13 protein-coding genes are annotated in these 18,838 nt (G+C 44.5%); 4 read left to right on the top strand and 9 right to left on the bottom strand.

The genetic code is table 11. The features are described from left to right. Positions 1-141: 141 nt before the first annotated feature. From C942_RS03445 to C942_RS03455, 3 genes are all read right to left on the bottom strand, one after another. Positions 142-1,941 carry an alpha-amylase family glycosyl hydrolase gene (locus C942_RS03445; RefSeq protein WP_007462513.1) on the bottom strand — a complete coding sequence of 600 codons (1,800 nt, stop codon included), beginning with the start codon at positions 1,939-1,941 and terminating at the stop codon, positions 142-144. Between the two features lie 95 nt (positions 1,942-2,036). Further along, on the bottom strand, positions 2,037-2,936 hold the full coding sequence (locus tag C942_RS03450; RefSeq protein WP_007462515.1) for a MalM family protein: 900 nt from the start codon (positions 2,934-2,936) through the stop codon (positions 2,037-2,039). A 134-nt stretch (positions 2,937-3,070) separates the two neighbouring features. Then, positions 3,071-4,426 carry a carbohydrate porin gene (locus tag C942_RS03455; protein ID WP_007462517.1) on the bottom strand — a complete coding sequence of 452 codons (1,356 nt, stop codon included), beginning with the start codon at positions 4,424-4,426 and terminating at the stop codon, positions 3,071-3,073. 376 nt (positions 4,427-4,802) lie between these two features. On the opposite strand from C942_RS03455, the gene glgX reads away from it, so the two are divergent. Next, entirely contained in the window at positions 4,803-6,752 is a 1,950-nt protein-coding gene (glgX, locus tag C942_RS03460; RefSeq protein ID WP_007462519.1) for a glycogen debranching protein GlgX, read from the top strand. 84 nt (positions 6,753-6,836) lie between these two features. On the opposite strand, the gene C942_RS03465 is transcribed toward glgX, so the two are convergent. Further along, positions 6,837-7,787: a tyrosine-protein phosphatase gene (locus C942_RS03465; protein ID WP_232428130.1), complete on the bottom strand. Its 951-nt coding sequence runs from the start codon at positions 7,785-7,787 to the stop codon at positions 6,837-6,839. A gap of 235 nt (positions 7,788-8,022) precedes the next feature. Next, on the bottom strand, positions 8,023-9,660 hold the full coding sequence (locus C942_RS03470) for a glycoside hydrolase family 13 protein (RefSeq protein WP_036798694.1): 1,638 nt from the start codon (positions 9,658-9,660) through the stop codon (positions 8,023-8,025). Between the two features lie 250 nt (positions 9,661-9,910). Between C942_RS03470 and C942_RS03475 the strand changes: the two genes are divergently transcribed. Continuing rightward, the gene (locus C942_RS03475; protein WP_007462525.1) at positions 9,911-10,816 is read left to right on the top strand and encodes a LysR family transcriptional regulator; all 906 of its coding nucleotides are present in this window, start codon (positions 9,911-9,913) and stop codon (positions 10,814-10,816) included. A gap of 115 nt (positions 10,817-10,931) precedes the next feature. Here the strand turns inward: C942_RS03475 and C942_RS03480 are convergent, their stop codons facing one another. The 3 genes from C942_RS03480 to glgC form a co-directional block, all read right to left on the bottom strand. Continuing rightward, entirely contained in the window at positions 10,932-12,818 is a 1,887-nt protein-coding gene (locus tag C942_RS03480) for a methyl-accepting chemotaxis protein (protein ID WP_007462527.1), read from the bottom strand. Between the two features lie 469 nt (positions 12,819-13,287). Then, positions 13,288-14,811 (bottom strand): glycogen synthase GlgA, encoded by a 1,524-nt coding sequence (glgA, locus tag C942_RS03485; protein WP_007462529.1) that lies wholly within the window; start codon positions 14,809-14,811, stop codon positions 13,288-13,290. Further along, entirely contained in the window at positions 14,801-16,018 is a 1,218-nt protein-coding gene (gene glgC / locus C942_RS03490; RefSeq protein ID WP_007462530.1) for a glucose-1-phosphate adenylyltransferase, read from the bottom strand. The genes glgA and glgC overlap by 11 nt, the downstream gene beginning before the upstream one ends. A gap of 367 nt (positions 16,019-16,385) precedes the next feature. Here glgC and C942_RS03495 point away from each other — a divergent pair, with 367 nt between their 5' ends. Further along, the gene (locus tag C942_RS03495; protein WP_036798608.1) at positions 16,386-17,807 is read left to right on the top strand and encodes an alpha-amylase family glycosyl hydrolase; all 1,422 of its coding nucleotides are present in this window, start codon (positions 16,386-16,388) and stop codon (positions 17,805-17,807) included. A 57-nt stretch (positions 17,808-17,864) separates the two neighbouring features. On the opposite strand, the gene C942_RS03500 is transcribed toward C942_RS03495, so the two are convergent. Continuing rightward, complete coding sequence (locus C942_RS03500; protein WP_083882295.1) at positions 17,865-18,143, bottom strand: PepSY domain-containing protein; 279 nt, start codon at positions 18,141-18,143, stop codon at positions 17,865-17,867. Positions 18,144-18,454: 311 nt separating this feature from the next. On the opposite strand from C942_RS03500, the gene C942_RS03505 reads away from it, so the two are divergent. Then, positions 18,455-18,838, top strand: a complete 384-nt coding sequence (locus C942_RS03505) for a hypothetical protein (protein ID WP_007462537.1) — start codon at positions 18,455-18,457, stop codon at positions 18,836-18,838.

Raw genomic sequence — 18,838 nt, forward strand, 5'->3', positions numbered from 1 at the left:
GAGGAGGATGAGCATCCTCCCCCCTACTACGCCCCCCGGATGTTTAAATCAACTCTGTGAAACTGAACACGTTCTGTTGGTCTGAAAATAGAAAAGCCGCTGAAAATCAGCGGCTTTAAAGCGGTCATTTTTACTATCAAACTAGTCTAACTGATAGATTTTCGCAGCCAGTGGCGGCAGCATAATCTCCGCTTCACCTTTGCCTTCAACAACAGATAAAGTGACGCTTTCATTACCATAAAGCTGCTCTGAAAGCTGATAGTCACCGTCACCAACCTGCCAGGTATCTAGCAAATCAGCAGGCAGCTTAATCTTCACTGCGCCCTGATCGATATCTGCGAAATTAGCCACAATGAGCAATTTTTGTCGCTCATCAAAACGAGTAAAGCAGAACAAATGCTCATTATACTGCTGACTATGCTGGCGGTTATAACGGTGTAGCTCCTGATAAGCTCCGGTCATGGCAGTGTTTTTCAGGGAGAAGCTCAGCAATCGCTGATAAAAATCACGCAACTCACATTCTTTATCTGTCAGTTGGCCACCATCAAACTCACCACCGTTCATCCAGCGTTGGTGGTTCGGTACGCCGAAATAATCAAAAATCGTGGTGCGGGAATGCAAGCCGAAACCGGCATCTTCAGAAGCAGGCTCACCGACTTCCTGCCCGAAATAGATCATTGTTGGAGACGTGCTTAGCGTAGTTGATACCAGCATTGCAGGCTTACCTTTTTCGGCACATCCTGCAAACTCCGGACTCGCGAGACGTTGCTCATCATGGTTATCAAGAAAATGCAGCATATGATGCTCGATATCCATCAGCTCGTTCTGTACGCCAACGATGTCATCTGTTGAACCTTTACCCTGCATGATCCGTTTCAGGGTGTCGTACAGATCAACTTTGTCATAGAGGTAATCCATCTTACCAAGGTGGATATAATCCCTGTAAAGATGCGGCTGATAAACCTCAGCCATCAGGAATGCATCAGGATTGACATGTTTGATCGACGAGTTCATGAAGCTCCAGAACTCAACCGGCACCATTTCAGCCATGTCATAACGGAATCCGTCGACGCCCATATCAAGCCAGTACAACGCAATATCCCGGAACTTTTTCCAGGAGCTCGGCACTGTTCTTTCCTGCCAGAACTGATAATGAGCCTCATGATCCTGATGCTCATACCCTTGTGGCAGTTCATCGAAATCTTTAATGCCGTCAGGGCTTACACCATAATTGACCTTTACGGTTTCATACCAGTCATCAAACTGTGGCTGAGCCAGTCGAGAGCCGTTGCCTGTCCATTTAGCCGGAAATTCTTCATAGGGTTCAGCCAAGTCCGGATGTGCCTCCCCCCCAAGAGGCTGATAACCATTTTTGGCTTCAGGCACCTGAAAAGCTTCACCCGGAATATAGTAGAAGTTATTGTCACGATGATAAGCGACTGATGTATCATCCGATGCCCCGAAATCTTCAACACCTTGCGGATTGGTCATCCCCTGATAACGGCGGGCAACATGGTTTGGAACAATATCAATGATCACTTTCAGACCATTACGATGACTACGCTCAATCAATGCCTTGAATTCTTCCAGGCGATTTGCAGGATCCACCGCGAGATCCGGATTCACGTTGTAATAATCCTTAACGGCATAAGGCGAACCGGCGCGTCCTTTCACCACACTCGGATGATCAGACGAAATGCCGAACTGGCTGTAATCCCTAACCAACGCATGATGCGGCACGCCGGTATACCAGATGTGGCTGACACCCAGCTTTTGGATTTCCTGTAAGGCTTTGTCGGTAAAGTCATTAAATTTACCGACTCCGTTTTCTTCGATAGTTCCCCAAGGCTTGTTGGTGGTATTTGTATTGCCGAACAAGCGAGTAAAAACCTGATAAACAACGTGTTTAGCAGGCACGTTTGATTTTCTTAATTCAGTCATGAAATATCAACTCAGAAGGCAAATAGAAATTAAGGAAAATAAAGTGGGAAAGATGAAAACGGGCAGGTCTACTTGGAATACCTGCCCGCTGAAAGTTATTTCTTAATTAAGTGAATAAAGGTTGATTCCGCTGTCGCAGAGCCTGCACGTTTGGCTTCTTCAAGCAGACGAAGCGCTTTTTGCATATCGTTCTTCTCTACCGCCGCCTTGATTTGCGCGTTATAGAAGGCTTCTGTTTCCGGAAGCATCTTCGCGCTGATAACAGCAGGTGCTGCCTGAGGTGCCGGTTTAACCGCAACTACCGGCGCAACAACAACTGGTGCAGGTTTCGAAACCGGAGCCTGTACAACTTGATCAGCACGGTAAGAACGCAGGTTCAACGGTTTGAGATCTAATGTCAGCGAACCGAATTTCTGATGCTGAATGACAGGGTCTGTCACCATAGGGCGTGCTAAGCCTAACTCTTCTGCTCGTACACGTTCAGGATGCGGGATCTGAATCTGACCTTCACGGTATTCAAGCGGAGAGTAAACAACCATATAAGGCGTTTTACTTTGCTCCATTGTAAAACGCTTCTGGTAGCTGGAGAGGCTAAACAGATTTGATGGCGCAACATCAAAATCTTCCAGTGAAATAGTTTCAACTGGCTGGAATTGTGGATTCAGCAGCACCACTTTAGGAGCAAAAACACCAGATGATTTCATCCAGCTTTTAAGATCAACCTGCATCCGCTCAACATTTTGCGGTAAAGCAAAAGTGGCAAAGTAGCTCTTTCCTTCCGGGAACATACCGACTTTTGAGTATTCATCAACCACAAAGTCAATTTCGCTACCCTGCATTGGAACCCAGGAAAATTCACTATACGTCGTACAACAGGCCTGTGCAGTAATTACTACATCTTTCACTGGAGAGTTATTGCCTGATGTAGGGGAAGCAGCACAGCCGATCAAAGAAGCTGCCAACATAGCAGCCAGAGTTGTTTTAATTATTTTCATCTTGGTCTCCCATACCCTGAGAAATCAAATATATTGGGTATATATCTATTAGCTTTCGCTCAAATCTACTGCAGAATCCAATAGATATATACTCAAAAAGGCAGCCCGAGGGCTGCCCTTCACATAAAATGGGCTTAGAACCAAATTTCAGTGTGAACACCAACAACAACTTCGTCGTCGCCGTTCTTAATACCGATAATACCAGCACTCGCCTCATCGTCAGCTTTGATGTAGCTTACGTATGGCTTGATTTGAGGACGACCGAAGTAGTCAGCATTTACGGTAAATGCAGAAGCCAGCTCTACGTTGATGATATCGCTTTCAACTTTATCGCCTGTACGATCCCAGTAACCATCCTTACCTTCTTCATGACCGTAAGAAGCTGTCATTTCCAGACGCAGGTTGTCGTTCACATTGTAAGAAGGACGTACAGCAACAATGTAACGTTTAAGATCTTCTGCACCAAATAGTTCATCCAGTGCACCTAAGTAAGTCAGTTCCGAACCCATTTGCCACTTATCAGAAATGTTCAGAACACCGTAAGAAGTAAGGAAGATAGATTCGGCATTATCATTACCATTTGACCAGCCACCAAAGTTTAGACCACGGTTTTGAGCAATCCCCTTACCGTAAGTAATTGCAGTTTGTGACCAGCCATCGAAACCGTAGTAGTCACGGTTATAAGTAATACCGAAGCCGTAACCAGAATCAGAGTCAGAATCTTTGTTAGCCTGAGACATCAATTTCAGATCGAAATCGAAGCTACCACCAAGTGCGTTAACACCGTAGTAGTAAAAATCAACAGATGTCACAGTAGAGCGATCTTTAGCTCCGTCTAACTTAACCTTACACTTGTTAGGATCAGTAGAAGTTGAACCATCTTTTTGCTTACAATCAAGGCTGTAAGAGTCTGCAGCACCAGCATCAGGGTCAGCAGTTACAACTGCAATACCAGCAGTGTTACCCGCCAATTTAGTCTGAAGACCAGCACCCACGCCTGAAGACTGTTTCCAGAACTCACCAGATAGAAGGCCCGAAGCACGGTTCAAGTAACGCTGACCACCCCAGATAGATGTATCTTCGCCAAGGAAAGAGATACCACCGATTTCAACGAAAGTTTCTTTAACTTCAAACTGTGCTTTAGTGTTGTCTTTCTGGCTGCCAGATGATGTATAAGCGTAAGAATTACCGTTACCGTATTCAGAACGAACAGTAAAGTTAGACCAAACACCGTTCTGGTGTTCTGTGTGCTTCTTAATTGTAAATTCTACCTGGTTAGTACTTTTACCGTGTGTACCAGCAGTTTTGTAATCTGGCTTACCGTATTCAGTATCTACAGTCTCACCTTCAACCATACGGTAGTTCATTGAACCATAACCGTGTACTTCCCAACCGTCAGTAACAACATCGGTTGCGGATTCAGCAGCTACGTTGGCAGAAGCAAGCGCGGTAAGTAAAGCCGCTGCTACAGGTACTAACTTGTGTTTCATAGGAATGTCCCTTCTAATTATTTTCACGGTTGCTATTACTATCTGGGCAACCTTTTCGGGACTCATATTCAGCTTTCGTACAGTTACGCACATCATCCTAATCAGGGGGGGAGGAGGGAGGATTAGAGGGGCGTAGTAATTAGGGATGAGAGGTGTTTCGTGATTCGTCTCACGAAGATCAGGCGTAATCCCGTAATAAAAATACAAAATGTAATTTAAAAGTAAGACCTCAATCACTTAATCACATTAATTATGAAATAATCAGTAAGTGAATTAAATTTATTTTTTTATCAAAAAAAATCATTCCTTGACTGCGGAAATTTTCTCGATTTAATAACGGGTAGAAATAGTTCAAAAAAGAAAAGAGAAGTAATAAATGTTCGCTAAATTAGCTCAGCCATTTCCTTTAGGGGCTACATTGTGTGATCAAGGTTGTAATTTTTCAATTCATTGTCCAGACAACCAAGATATTAAATTAATTTTGTTTGACAACAATAATAAAAAGAAAATAGTCGAACTTGACAACCAACATATGGGAATAAGATATACATTTGTTCCCGATATGCGGGCCGGACAGTGCTATGGCTATCAAATTACAGATAAAAATGAAAAAAGATTAGTACTGGACCCTTATGCCCAGGCTCTAAGCAAAACACCCTTCTATATTCCGCCATTCCGTGCCGAACAAAGCTGGGATTTCGCAAAATCCGTTGTTACCGAGCATACATTCGACTGGGAAGATACGGTTTCCCCACAAATTCCATATGAAGAAACAGTGCTTTTTGAAACCCATGTCAAAGGTTTTACCAAGCTCCACCCTCATATGGACGAAGAATATAAAGGGACTTATCTTGGCCTGTGTCAGCCGGAAGTTATCAAGTCCCTGAAACAGCAAGGTGTCACCACACTACAGCTACTTCCTGTTGCCAGCTGCATGTCCGAACCACATTTGCTGGACATGGATAAGGTTAATTTCTGGGGCTACAACAGCCTTTGCTTCATGGCTCCGGAACCTCGCTATGCCATTGCTGATGCTGTCACCGAAATGAAAACCATGGTCAGAGAACTTCATAAGAATGATATTGAAGTGATTCTTGATATTGTTTTCAACCACACAGCTGAAGGCGGTGACGGCGGCCCTCAATTCCACTTCAAGAGTCTTGATAAAAACTACTACCTGCAAACCACAGACAAAAAGCTGCTTAACTACACCGGTTGTGGTAACACACTCGATCTGACCTACCAGCCGAGTCTGAACATTGTACTCGATACCCTGCGTCACTGGGTCACGCACTACCATGTTGACGGTTTCCGATTCGACCTGGCAGCCACCCTTGGCCGTGACCGCCATTATTTCAACACCCGCAGTGCATTCTTTATGGCAGTCGCTCAGGATCCGATTCTGAAGAAAGTTAAACTGATTGCCGAACCATGGGATGTCGGCCCTAACGGTTATCAGCTAGGCCACTTCCCGCGCGGCTGGAATGAGTGTAACGACAAGTTCCGAGATACAGTGAAAAGCTACTGGCTGTGTAACAAAAACGATGTCAAAGAGTTTGCCACCCGCCTGATGGGATCGCGGGATCTGTTCAGTGCCGGTGGCTGGCCGGATAAACTACCGGTTAACTTCATCTCATACCATGACGGCTTTACCCTAGAAGACCTGGTTTCTTACAACCATAAGCATAACCATGCCAACGGTGAGAACAACCGTGACGGACACGGCGATAACCGCTCATACAACCATGGAGTCGAAGGTGAAACCAACAACCTGACGATTCTTTACCGCCGCGAACGCCAGAAACGTAACCTGATGGCAACCCTGCTGTTCAGCTTCGGTATCCCGCATATTCTGGCTGTCGACAGTCTGTCGCATACTCAAGGCGGTAATAACAACGCTTACTGTCAGGATAATGAAATCAGCTGGGCGAACTGGGAAATGTCTCATGGCGATGAACTGTTCCATACCTGGATGGGCCAAATGATAGCTGCCCGCAAAGAGATTATGGCGCCATTCATCCGAGCCTTCAGTGGGCATGAGCGAGGCCATCACAGGATTCAGTGGCGGCACTCAAGCGGCCAGAATATGACGGCTGAAGACTGGCAGAACCTGGAAGCCTTTGGTCTCTACATGGGGCTTTATAAGGGAGGAAATGAACTAATGTATATCATTAATCATTCTGACATCCCTACCCGCTTCAGACTGCCGGAAGGAAATAAATGGTCGGTCATTTGTGATACTTCTGAGCGTTACCTGAGTAATCGCCAGATTCAGACCACTTACATGCAAGCAGCCAAATCGCTGACTATTCTGTTCCGAGAATAATTGCCAAAACGCTAACTAAGACCAAAACTCAAAAAGCCCAGCGATGTAATTACTCAGCCGGGCTTTTTATTATCTCATTACAACCTAATTCGCTAACTTACCGTAAGCAGTATCAATAATATCCTGAGACACTCCGAGCTCACTCAGATAACGCCTGACCGTTTCTGCACTGTTTTCAAAACAGTCTATACCCAAGGCACTGGTTAGCGCCTGTTCAAGCAGACGGAAGCTTCGAAACTCCCCTATCGCCATATTATTCGTCTGCAGATAATTATGGCGGATTTGCTCTTTTGTCGCGCCCATCATGAGTTGAAGAAACGCGATCACAACACCGGTCCGGTCTGAACCTAAACGGCAATGCACATGGTAAGGCCCCTGATGCTGACTGATATACTGAATCACCTGTCGGATACCACTCTGAAAACCCAATTCATCCGGGTTAAAGCTCTCATCGCGATCAGACATGAAATACACCGTCTCATAAGCCATCGGGACACTAACCACCTGCTCCTTAAGCCACAACGTCTTATAGTAACTGTCTTGTGCCGAATCGAGAGCTAAAGCCAACTCCCTGTCGGTTTCAGACAGGTTGATAACCGTATTAATGCCATGTTCTTCTAGCAAAGTCATTGCAACCTGCTGGCGCTCAGTTTCAATCTCTTTCAGTTGGGCATGGTTCTGACGGGAGGCAACAACCGGATGATAAGAACGATACAAACGCCCCGATACTAACTCTCCGCCTGTTACTTCTCTGAAATTTGCCAAAATATACTGAGAAGAAAACGCTTCAGCGGAAGTCTTAATATGAAATGATCGCTTACTGTCACTGGCAATTTGTGCTATTTCTTCGGGTGTAATATTTTCAGGCAACAACAAATAATTAAAGTTTCCATTATGTTGATTATTAAAATAATAACCGACAGGGTAATTTGAGTTAAAAGGCAGTGTTCTCTGATTTTCATCATCCCATAAGCAATATTCAATATAACCAGAGTTACCTAATTTATAAAATGCATCCTGATTTTTCCGAAGCATGTGCCCATTCTCAGTATTTGAGAATTTATAAGCTTCTTTCTTTTCCCAATTGGTAAAAGTTCCTATCAAATATAATTTCTCACACTGATATGGAACCGTGAACATAATATCATTATTAATATGTTGATAGTGCAGCATAATTCCTTGCCTCAACAAAAAAAGCTCTATTCAACAGGTATTGAATAGAGCTAAAACTATAAACTGAAATTACAGTAGATTATTCATATTTAAACTTTTATGCCGGCATCAGTACCGCGAAAGATTCATAAGGCTTCAGTGTTAACTCTTCACCCAATTGCTGGCGATGTTCATAGTTAGCGATGATGCACTCTGCATTATCTGTTCGCAGTGACTCAGGTAGAGCCAACACCACCTCTTCCGCCGTAAAGTTATTCAGTACAAACAAGCGGTGTTGCTCGTCTGAGCGAACATAAGCAAAGACCTTGTCGTGATCTTCAAAAACCGGCTCAAATGTACCATGAACGATAACAGGCAGTGACTTACGTAGCTGAATCAACTTCTGGTAGTGATAGAAAATTGAGCTCTGATCTTCCAGTGCTGCTGCAACGTTAATGTCCGGGTAGTTAGGGTTTACCTGCAACCATGGCTGGTTTGTCGAGAAACCGGCGTTATAGGAGTTATCCCAGTGCATCGGCGTACGAGCGTTATCACGGCTATTCTCATGTACAGCAGCCAGCATGGTTTCCGGTGCCACACCATTTTCAGTACGTTCTTTGTAGAAGTTCAGGGTTTCGATATCACGGTAATCATCAATACTGTCAAACGCAACGTTAGTCATACCAATCTCTTCACCCTGGTAGACATACGGTGTGCCTTTCATCAGGTGCAGTGTGGTTGCCAGCATCTTGGCTGACTCAACACGATACTGCCCTTCATCACCGTACTTGGACACTACACGTGGTAAGTCATGGTTATTCCAGAACAGTGAGTTCCAGCCTTCATTCTCAAGTTCAACCTGCCACTTAGTCAGCACTTTCTTAAAGGCAGGCAGATCCAACGGGATCGGATTCCACTTATCACCATGCTCCCAAGTCAGAGTAATGTGCTCGAACTGGAACACCATTGAAAACTCTTCACGCTCAGGATTACTGAACAACTTGGCAATTTCCGGTGTCGCTCCCCAGGTTTCCCCGACAGTCAGAAGATCTTTATCACCGAATGTCGCGCGGTTCATTTCCTGTAACAATGGATGCAGGCGTGGACCGTTACCGGTGATCCCTTTATCGATCTCTTTACCGATCAGGTCGATCACATCCAGACGGAAGCCGCCTATACCCTGCTCAATCCACCAGTTCATCATCTTATGGACTTCGTGCTGAACCTTAGGGTTCTCCCAGTTCAGATCCGGCTGTTTCTTAGAGAACAAGTGGAAGTAGTATTCTCCGGTCTGCTCATCATACTGCCATGCGCTGCCTCCGAAGATAGAGCCCTGCTCATCCGGCGCTGAGCCACCTTCTTTTGGCTGGCGCCAGATGTAGTAATCACGGTATGGGTTGTCTTTCGACTTACGAGCTTCCTGGAACCAAGGATGTTCATCAGAAGTATGGTTAACAACCAAATCCATAATAATGCGGATATCGCGCTGCTTAGCCTCAGCCAACAACTGCTGCATGTCAGCCATGGTGCCGAACTCCGGCGCAATATCCTGATAATCAGAGATATCGTAACCATTGTCGTCCATTGGTGAACGATATACCGGAGACAACCAGATTACATTCACACCAAGGTTCTTCAGGTAATCCAGTTTACTTATGATTCCCTGCAGATCGCCAATCCCGTCATTGTTGGAATCACAAAAGCTGCGAGGGTAGATTTGGTAGACAACAGCATCATGCCACCACTTCGGCGTCATTTTCATCGACATCGGCTCCATAAAAGCTTGAATCAAACAAGTGATATCTTTAATGCTGATAGCATAAGGTGATTATTCCTTGGTGAAAAATACATCCAAACCCTAGTGATATAGCTTTTTCCTATATCACTGCTATTTATAACGACACAGATCACAATATTCGGCCAAAGCGGATTTCCATCAAAATCAATAAATGTGAGACTTGTCGATAATCTCTTTTTAGCCTTTCCCTTCAGGTACAAAAACGCTTATGGATAAAAGCTACCGGCAGTTTTTGGTGGTTGCCGAGCTGAGTAATATCAGCCTTGCTGCCAGCCATTTAGGTCTCAGCCAGCCAACGTTGACCAATAACATGAAAAAGCTCGAAGCCAGTTTTGACGTCCCGCTTTTCATCCGCAAATCTAAAGGTGTTGAGTTAACTGAATACGGACTTCTGCTTCAGGAACAAGTGCTTGAGCTTCAACGCCGGCATGATGCCCTACTCGATAAGATGGCCGACCTGAAGGAAAGGAAAACCGAAAAGATCCGCATGGGGACCGGTGACGCCTGGTGGGAGGTGTTTGTGAAAGACGCCTTACGACAATACAGTGCCAATCATCCTTCGATTTCGATCCAACTGGAATTTGGCAATCACCTTAAACTGATGGATATGCTGATCCATGGTCATATCGATCTTTTCATCGGACACGAGATCATCGGGTTATCTCGAAAATGTAACGTTACTTTCACACCGTTACTACAGGATCAGGAGGCTCTGTTTGTACACCAATCTCACCCCCTGCTGGTCAACAATAAAGTCGCAGCCGATACAGAGCTATATCCATTACTACAGGTCACACCGGATTCCGATACTTACCAGCATCTCATCGATAACCCTGTACCGAAACAACTGGAGAGAGAACGGAAAAAAATATCAGAGCGGATTGTGTATGAGATTAATTCGCTGTCTGCCAGCGTCGATATATTGAAAACCACCAATGCCATCATGCCCTACCCTCAAAGTATGACGGAGTATTTTGCAAAGTCGGATATTGTTGCTTTACCTCTGGCGAAGAAAGGTCAGACTGGCACAGTCGGAATCTATCACCTCAATGAGGTGTTAGCCGATCATGTATTTGACATAAAAGAACTACTTATAAGCTGTGGGAGTCGATAGCCTGGAAAAGGCCATGTCTCTGACTTCCTGAAAAGCAATATAAAAAAGCCCGTGTACTTTGTAAGTAACGGGCTTTAAATTTATGGCTAACTTTTAAAACTCAAAACCATTTGGCTTATACAATAAATGTTGCCACTTTCTCATTCAGATTAGCCGCCTGACCACTCAGCTCTTCAGCCTGACGACGAGCATCGCTGGCATCATGAGCAAGCTGGTCGGTTACATCTTTGATAGTGGTGGTATTCTGTGTGATTTCATCAGTCACGTGAGTCTGCTCTTCAGCAGCCGTCGCAATCTGAGTTGCCATATCGCTGATCATGGCGACAGAATCATTGATTTGTACCAATGCATCTGTCGCTTTATCAGCATCCTCAACAGAACACTGAGCCAGCTGCGAACTGGTTTCCATCAGATCAACCGCTTTAGATGTCGTCTGCTGCAAGGTGGCAATCATTCCCTGAATCTCTTCAGTCGATGTATGCGTACGCTGGGAAAGCACACGAACTTCATCAGCAACCACCGCAAAGCCGCGTCCCTGCTCACCCGCACGGGCTGCCTCAATCGCCGCGTTCAGTGCCAGCAGGTTGGTTTGTTCTGCAATGCCCTGAATGGTTGAAAGGATGCTGTTGATGTCCTGAGCATGAGTATGCAGCTCACCGATAACGCCGGTTGCTTCATTAACTTCTGTCGCCAGGTTATTAATCGACACCTTGCTTTGTTCCACCAGCTCACGACCGTTATTGGTATGAGAAGTTGAATCCTGTGCTGCTCGCGCAGTCTGTTCAGCATGAGATGCAATTTCTTGCGTTGCTGACGCCATCTCTGTAACCGCAGTAGCTACCATAGCAATCTCATCCTGCTGACGCTGCAAGTCGTTTGCAGTTTTATCAGCACGTGCCTCACTGGCAATCGAGGTTTCGTTCAGCTCTTCACCCTGTGTACGGACATGGCCAATCAGAACCTGCAGACTGGCAACAAACTGGTTAAAGTTCCGTGCTAGGTCACCAACCTCATCATTACTATCAAGATCAATACGACGAGTCAGATCACCGCCACCTTGTGCAATGGTAGCCAGAGCTCCGGATACTTGCTGCAGCGGTTTAAACAAGTAAACACAAAGCAGGTTGAATAGGAATACACAGATCACAACCACTAAAAGTGTTGTCAAAACCTGCCCAAACAACGCATCGTAAAGTGGTGCAACCACTGACTCGTAGTCGATGACAATAACAGTATTCAGGTCTTTGCCTTTAATCGGCGAAACGAATACAAAACTTTCACGGCCGTTCAGAACTACTTTCTCGATATGACCTTCACGGGCAAGACTGTCTAGCAAGTTACCTGTCAGGTCACTGTCCAGCGTACTTACCGGCTTATTCAACAGCGAAGTATCTGCATAGGCAAACAAGTTTGCATCGCTATTAGCGATGAACATGTAACCTTCACCAGGCAAAACAACATCTTCTAGTTGCTTAATGATGTTAACCATTTCAACATCAGCGCCCAGTACCGCTCGCTGGCCAAATACAGTCACGGCTTTACCCATAGACACAACTGTTGCACCTGTTGCCGCAGCGACCGTCGGGTTTTCTACTGTTACCTGGCCACTCAGTTTCATCGCATTCTGGTACCAAGACCACTTACGAGGGTCGTCATTACCAGGTGGAAGCTGAACATTGTTAGCGTTTGCCTGCGAACCATCACTGAATGCGAGGAAGACATTATCAAATTTACCAGAGTCTCGAACCTGCTTAAGATGATCAGACACTGAATCTGAAATGATACTTTCCGGCAGTGCAGAAAGCGCATCACCTTTCGCTTCCAACCAATCAGTTACGTAAGTATTGTAAGAAGATGCTACACCCCGAAGCCGGTCATTGAGCTCCTCGTCCAACCGTCCAAGCGAAGACATAAATGAAAGTGCTGTCACCAGCATTCCACCCAAGATAATGGCAATACTGGCAGAAAGCGCCAGCTTTTGCCTAAGAGTTAGATTAAACATTGATTCCCTTTGTTATTTTTTTAACCGCATTAGCAGTAATACGCTTTAGCTGTATTATGATTGACTACGAAACAGCCGTTATCGACTTAAAATAAGCTCCCCCGATTGGTGGCTATCCCGACGTCATTTTGTTTTATTTCTGAGCTCGAAATTATTACATTTTTGTTTAACTGTTTACACTGTCAATAGCACATTTTGACCATTTTTATTTATACAATTTTCACACACAGAAAAATGTACTCATAATTTTTCATTATATGTACCTTCAGGACCTTATAAAATTCCTCATAGCAATACTTCACTAATTTTCATGTAACACTGCGATTGACAACATAAAAATCAAGAAAACTTTGTCTTTTTGGAATGAATGAGCCAATTGAATTCTGAGAATAACAGACACAAAAAAGCCCTCACGAGTGAGGGCTTTAAGAGGATAGGAATACCTAAATATCAGCTAATTAACGTACTATCAGACAGCTATTTGCGACGAAAAAACAGGCGTTACCAGCCCTTTCTCTTCACCCAAATACATACTGATGTATTGTTCTGCTGATTCCTTCCAGTCAAATTTACAGGCAATCGCATTTAACTGCAGCCGCTTGAATTCCTGCGGCCGTTGACAGTAAAGCAACAAGCTTCGCTGAAGTTTGATTAACAACGCTTCCGGCGTCGGTGATTCAAACATAAAGCCAGTTGCAACCTGAGGTGTCTGATCATAGTCAATCACAGTATCTTTCAAGCCACCTACTGCTCGGACAATAGGCAGAGTACCGTAGGCCAGGCTGTACATCTGATTCAGACCGCAAGGCTCAAATTCAGATGGCATCATGAAGAAATCAGCTCCGGCCTCAACACAGTGTGCCAGCGGGTTGCTATAAGCTTCAACAAAAGCAAACTTCTCTTTATGTGTATCACTAATTTCACGAAGAGCCGCAGCCAGCTTAGGATCACCGGTTCCGACAATAACAACCTGAACATCATTAACCAGAAAGTCTTTCAGCACAGGGATCAGATAATGCACGCCTTTTTGCTCTGTAAGGCGACAGACCATACCGTAAAACGGTACATCCTTGACAGGCAAACCTACCTGCTGCTGTAAATCACGCTTACAGGCTTTCTTACCACGAGTAAGACTTACCTTGCTCGCTTTATAAGTTTGCTTGATGTATGAATCCGTCTCTGGATGCCAGTCATCGTAATCACAACCATTAACAATGCCGTACAAGTCGTTTGCCCGGCTCTGGAAATCCTCGGCCATACCGTGAGAACCCAACTCAGTTAACAACTCAGAGGCGTAGTTCGGACTCACTGCATTGATCTTATCCGCAAACGCCACACCAGCTTTCAGCATACTGATATGGGCATGACCTACTTCAAGGTTGATATAGCGCTTTTGGATCAGTTCAGGGATCAGGCTGTACTGATCGTAGTTAAAGACCCCTTTAAAGACTGCATTATGGATCGTTAACACACTCTTAGTTTCAGCAAAGAAGGCATCTTCTGCATAACGAGTACGCAATAAAAACGGAATCAATCCGGTATGCCAGTCATTACAATGAACAACATCCGGCTGAAAACCCACTTTCTCACACAGATCCAATGCCGCAGCACTGAAGAACGCAAAGCGTTCTCCGTTATCCGCATAAGCCTGATTATTTTCTGCGTACAACTCTGCACGGCCAAAGTATTCAGGAGCATCAACAGCATATACAGGCACTGTCGACGCTAGTTCCTTAATTTGATATTCAACCGGTGCAGGCTGAGTCTCAACATATAATTCAGTATCAACAAGCAGCTTCGCTTTTTCCCTGCCCGCTATTCGTTGATAAAAGGGCATCACGATACGAACATCATGCCCCATTGCTTGCAATGCCGAAGGGAGTGACTTAGCCACATCAGCCAGGCCACCTGTTTTAACAAACCCTTCAACTTCAGAAGCGACAAATAAAATTTTGAGAGGTTTACCCGAAAACGGTTTTTTCCTAGTAACCAATTTTTGCTCCTTTTGGTATCACGACAATTCCATCGTCTGATACATGGTATTTCTTCCTATCCTCTTCGATATTCTCACCAATGACAGTACCAGGCGCGATCTGAACATTCTTATCGATAATAGCACGACGGATCGAACACCCTGCTCCGATCTTCACATCACCTAAAATGACAGATTCACTGATGGTGGTGCAGTGATCAACATTGGTGCGGAAACCAAGAACCGATTTATACACTTTTGCGCCACGTATATAACTTCCAGCAGAAATCATGCAGTTATTGATATCTACTTTGCAGTCGTCACTGTCCAGTACGGTTGCTGGTGGCAGCGGCGGATAGTAGGTATGTAGCTGCCACTGACGGTTATAAAGAGAGAACGGCGCATCTTCTGACAGCAAATCCATATGAGCCTGCCAGTAAGACTCGATAGTACCTACATCGCGCCAGTAACCTGTTGTTTTCTCACCAGGGATGATATTAGTAGTAAAGTCATACACAAAGACCTTACCCAGCGGGAACAACTTAGGAATAATGTCCTTACCAAAATCATGGCTTGAGTGCTCATTAACTGCATCTTCTTCCAGTTCTTTGCTCAGTACATCGGTTTCGAAGATATAGTTACCCATTGATACAAGTGCATGTTCAGGATCACCCGGAATCGCTTTCGGATTCGCCGGCTTCTCTTCAAAGCCAATCATGCAGCCATTTTCATCAACTTCAATAACACCAAATGCACTTGCCTGATTTAAAGGCATTCGCAAGGCTGAAACTGTCAGATCGGCTTTTTTCTCCATATGAAAATTCAGCATCTGCTTCACATCCATCTTGTAGATATGATCACTACCGAAAATACAAACCTGATCCGGCGCTTCTAGCTCAATAAAGCGGAGGTTCTGGTAAATAGCATCAGCCGTTCCGTCATACCAACGTTTCCCCATCCGCATCTGTGCAGGAATAGGATCGATAAAACGTCCTGTAATTCCTGAAACATTCCAACCTTTTTTCATGTGCACATAAAGAGATTGGGACTTAAATTGCGTCAGCACATATATCTTCATCAGATCCGCATTCAGAAAGTTATTCAATGCGAAGTCAATCAGGCGGTAACTGCCACCAAATGGCACTGCCGGCTTAGTACGAGTATCAGTTAAAGGGCGCAGGCGAGAACCTTCTCCACCAGCCAAAATCATTCCTAAAACACCAGCCATGGTGTACCTCCTTGTTAATAAGCAATCACGCACATATATATCACACATCCATGCCTATTGAGAATGAATTTGCACTGAATCTTGTTTTATAAATTACAGAATTAAAAATTTATTACAGCGTTCACACTTTTTGGTATGAGGACTACTTACAATCTCGTAAATATGTGGCTTCTAAAGTACAAAAATCGTTCAAAAATGGCAGGTAAATAAATTTTATAGAATTGTCACATGTCCTGAATCGCCCGATTTTACTGGCTAAACAGGTCTACTCCCCCCATCTCCTACTCCCCAATCCCCTGAAAAGCTGAATACTTTTTCAATCCCGCCCATTAGACTCTTCTCAGTTTCTTGTACGGATATAAAAACGATGACGACGAGCGTTTCATTTTATGATTCACCAAAGGCGACCAATGTCATATTGCATGCCTTTGACTGGCCTTACCGCCGTATCACTGAAAATGCCGAAGCCATTGCAAAAGCAGGCTTTAAGGCGGTACTTATCTCTCCGCCATTAAAGTCAATGAAATCAAAAGATGGCACTCCGTGGTGGCAAAGATACCAACCACAAGACTACCGGGTAATCGACAACCAACTCGGTAACACAAACGATTTACGACAAATGACCACAGCCCTCAGAGAGCATGGCATGCTGGTTTATGCTGATGTGGTATTTAATCACATGGCCAATGAGTCAGATTTTCGCACAGATCTCGACTACCCTAATTCTCAGGTTCAGCAAGAATACGCAGATAACCCAGACTATTCTGAATCTGTCCGCCTATTTGGTGACTTGACCGAACCTCTGTTTACTGAGCAGGATTTTGTAAGCGCTTTCCCTATCAAAAACTGGAAAGATCCATGGCAGGTTCAGCATGGGCGTATTAGCGGCGGAAGTGATGATCCCGGCCTACCAACGTTAAAATGCAACGAAAATGTAGTAAAAGCACAAAAGTCTTACCTGAAAGCACTGAAACGATTAGGGATTAATGGCTTCAGAATTGATGCAGCCAAACACATGACGCTGGAACACATTCATCAGGTTTGGGATGAAGAAATCACTAGAGGAACCCATATCTTCGGTGAAATAATCACAGATGGCGGGGCGACTAAGGAAGAATACGAGCTGTTTCTTGAGCCATATTTGAAATCCACTAATTTAGGGGCCTATGACTTCCCACTTTTCCATTCTCTGTTCAATGTGTTTGAGAAGGAAGAGTCAATGTCTGGGCTGATCAACCCGTATTCTGTGGGACAAGCCCTGGCTGTCGACAGAGCAATAACTTTTGCGACTACCCACGATATTCCGAATAACGACGTCTTTCTGGATCAGATTATGTCGGAAATCAGTGAACAATTGGCCTACTGCTATCTGTTCGGACGTGACGGCGGTGTACCTCTGGTTTACTCAGACCTGGATACCAGTGGTATTGCTAAAGAAGATGGCTCTCCACGCTGGTTGGATTCCTGGCATAACCCGCTACTGATTAAGATGATCCAATTCCATAACTATGCTCACGGTCAACCAATGAAGTACCTTGAACATAGTGATGACCACCTTATGTTTAGCCGTGGTGACAAAGGACTAGTGATTATCAACAAAGGACTTTCAGCGATAAATGTTGATTTACCGGCAGGCCAATATACAGATTTACTAAAAATGGAAGGGGTGAAAGTAACGAAGATATCAGCTGACCGCAGCTCAACTGCTCCTGAGGACACAAACCCAAATAAGGAAAGCTATTTAAATGTGACTCTGCCAGCGCAGTCCTGCGCAATGCTTGTCAGGTAAGTAAATTGACGATGGTTGGCAGTTTATGATGCTGCCAACCTGACCAGTGGATAAATATCACAACTCCACATCAAGAACTTTCCCGGTATAAAGGTCAATCTCTAATTCGATCATTTTACCGTCTTTATCACGCGCTTCGACTTCTATTTCATTTTCGTCACGCTCAACTTTGATTTTCCTGAAATCATGATATCCCTGGCTTTGCAGTAATCTCATTGCTTCGGGAACAGTCAGCATATCCGGATGAGGAGGTTCAACCGGATCGGCCATTACCATTCCGGAAAAAAAACAGCTCCCAAGGACGATTCCCTTCAACCATAACTGACATACTTTCATACCACTTCCTACTTAAAAGTACTTTCTTGCGTCATCATATCAAAGCCTTAAGTTTAACTCTTAATGTAGCCCCCAAATAAACGTGATTTAAATCACACATTTACCTAAGCTGACATAGAGTCAGCTCGCCCGTTCTCCATTACCGACAAACCTGTCGACTATCTGTAACAATACGATGGCTTTCGTTTTATCGGTATTCAACCCAAGGCACTAAGAAAGATAGTATAGACTTACATAAACCAGCGCTTATTCTTGCATACACCTTACCAAGTGGTAATAATTATCATTACCATGCAAGTAAGGAGCACCAGATGGAAAAGCAAGCACTCCTGTATACCCTATACTTCAAAGCAGAAGACAGATTTCTAAATCCCTCTGCCGCCTCCGGTTATGAACCGGACATTATTATTGAATATATCCAGTCAGGGTTGAACCTTGCTTCTTATTATTGCCGCTACTCGTCTGCTGCCAATCCACTACTGCAGGAACTTTTCTTACGACGAGTATTCTTTCTACTCATTGAAGCGATCAACCATCAGAAACACTCTCGTTTATTCCGCCGAATCTGTGCCGATCACCTCTACTGTCCGATGATGGCCCTGAAAAAGTTCTACGGTTATTCCGCCGACGGCCACAAACGCTTCTTATCACTACAACGTAACTTATTGCGAATCCATAACAATTCAGATCTGTAA

The organism is Photobacterium marinum, assembly GCF_000331515.1.
GTDB classification, from domain to species: domain Bacteria; phylum Pseudomonadota; class Gammaproteobacteria; order Enterobacterales; family Vibrionaceae; genus Photobacterium; species Photobacterium marinum.

Excerpts from the sequence above, each read along its gene's own strand:
- glgX (WP_007462519.1), top strand. The coding sequence starts at position 4,803 with ATGTTCGCTAAATTAGCTCAGCCATTTCCTTTAGGGGCTACATTGTGT.
- C942_RS03450 (WP_007462515.1), bottom strand. The coding sequence starts at position 2,936 with ATGAAAATAATTAAAACAACTCTGGCTGCTATGTTGGCAGCTTCTTTG.
- C942_RS03465 (WP_232428130.1), bottom strand. The coding sequence starts at position 7,787 with ATGCTTCGGAAAAATCAGGATGCATTTTATAAATTAGGTAACTCTGGT.
- C942_RS03500 (WP_083882295.1), bottom strand. The coding sequence starts at position 18,143 with ATGAAAGTATGTCAGTTATGGTTGAAGGGAATCGTCCTTGGGAGCTGT.
- C942_RS03445 (WP_007462513.1), bottom strand. The coding sequence starts at position 1,941 with ATGACTGAATTAAGAAAATCAAACGTGCCTGCTAAACACGTTGTTTAT.
- C942_RS03505 (WP_007462537.1), top strand. The coding sequence starts at position 18,455 with ATGGAAAAGCAAGCACTCCTGTATACCCTATACTTCAAAGCAGAAGAC.
- C942_RS03470 (WP_036798694.1), bottom strand. The coding sequence starts at position 9,660 with ATGACGCCGAAGTGGTGGCATGATGCTGTTGTCTACCAAATCTACCCT.
- C942_RS03455 (WP_007462517.1), bottom strand. The coding sequence starts at position 4,426 with ATGAAACACAAGTTAGTACCTGTAGCAGCGGCTTTACTTACCGCGCTT.
- glgC (WP_007462530.1), bottom strand. The coding sequence starts at position 16,018 with ATGGCTGGTGTTTTAGGAATGATTTTGGCTGGTGGAGAAGGTTCTCGC.
- C942_RS03480 (WP_007462527.1), bottom strand. The coding sequence starts at position 12,818 with ATGTTTAATCTAACTCTTAGGCAAAAGCTGGCGCTTTCTGCCAGTATT.
- C942_RS03475 (WP_007462525.1), top strand. The coding sequence starts at position 9,911 with ATGGATAAAAGCTACCGGCAGTTTTTGGTGGTTGCCGAGCTGAGTAAT.
- C942_RS03495 (WP_036798608.1), top strand. The coding sequence starts at position 16,386 with ATGACGACGAGCGTTTCATTTTATGATTCACCAAAGGCGACCAATGTC.